Here is a 1,253-nt window from a genome sequence, read left to right on the forward strand (position 1 = left end):
GAGCGTGACGACTAGCGCTCCGTCTCGGGCCGGCCCACCGCGAGCAGCGCCATATCGTCCGCCGTACCGCCGCCCGTGTGCTGCTCGACGTCCCGGGGGCGCTGCACGCGGGTGCGTCGTACGCGGGCGCGCCGTATGCGGGCGCGTTGTACGCGGGGGCGCCGTACGTGTCGCCGTACGCCTCGTATGCCGCGTACTCCCCGTACGGGGAGTGGCCGCGGGCCACGTCGGGGGCATGGCTCTGGGACTTGGACGCCACGGGGGGCGTTCTCCTTTCCTTCCTTCTCGCCTACCGGGTTAGCTGACGGGTTCGGAGCAGGAAGGTCTCCTACGAGCGGCTCCGGTCCCGGCCCTGGACGGACCCGGGCGGAGACGCCCGATTCACCCCATCCTCCGTATCGCCCGCGAGGGCGGCGCGGAGGGGTGGTTCCCCGGTTCCCGCGCCGCCCTGTGGGACGGTGCGGGATTCGGCGCGCACGGTGCCGTCTCGTGACGACAGTGACAACCGCGCTGCGTTGTTATCGGACGTTAATAGAACCGCGGGCGTGATTCCAAGCTGTTCTGGCCAATTCATCGTCACCATGGCCCACACTTACCGGTCAGGTAGCACCAATTGGGGCGGCCCGTCACAGTCGGGCGTACACCCGGCTCCGGAGCGTGACGACTAGCGCTCCGTCTCGGGCCGGCCCACCGCGAGCAGCGCCATATCGTCCGCCGTACCGCCGCCCGTGTGCTGCTCGACGTCCCGTACGAGCAGGTCGAGTACGTCCTCCGGGTCGGTGAGGGAGTGGCCCGTCAGCCGCCGGACCGGGTCGAAGAACTCGCCGTCGGCGTCCCGCGCCTCGGACAGGCCGTCTGTGTAGAGCACCAGCTGCCCGCCCGGCGGGAAGCTGAACTCGTCCGTCCAGTCGGGCCAGACGCCCAGCTCCGTCACCCCCAGCGGCAGCGCGGGCACCCGCGGGTCGAGGGTGCGGACCGCGCCGTGGTCCAGCAGCAGCGGGGGCGGGTGGCCGCGGTTGACCAGGCGCAGCGGGCGCCCCCGCGTCCCCATGGCCCGCGGCTCCACGGGCGGCAGCTCGGCGAGCAGCGCTGTCGTGAAGCCCTCGAACTGCTGGAGGCCCAGCCGGCGCTTGCCCTCCCGCTCCAGCGAGCGGTCCAGCCGGGCCGCGACCCCGGCCAGCGTGGGCTCCTCCTCGGCGGCCTCCCGGAAGGCGCCGATCACCACGACCACCGCCGAGACGGCCCCCATCCCC

Annotated in this window: 1 protein-coding gene and 1 riboswitch; the gene reads right to left on the reverse strand. The window is 72.8% G+C overall.

The genetic code is table 11. The features are described 5' to 3' along the window. Positions 1-272: 272 nt before the first annotated feature. Positions 273-483: riboswitch (cyclic di-AMP (ydaO/yuaA leader) on the reverse strand. A 181-nt stretch (positions 484-664) separates the two neighbouring features. Beyond that, a partial coding sequence (locus G5C65_RS37410; protein WP_165303489.1) for a PP2C family protein-serine/threonine phosphatase occupies positions 665-1,253 on the reverse strand: 589 nt, incomplete at its 5' end.

Source organism: Streptomyces boncukensis (assembly GCF_011045075.1).
GTDB classification, from domain to species: domain Bacteria; phylum Actinomycetota; class Actinomycetes; order Streptomycetales; family Streptomycetaceae; genus Streptomyces; species Streptomyces boncukensis.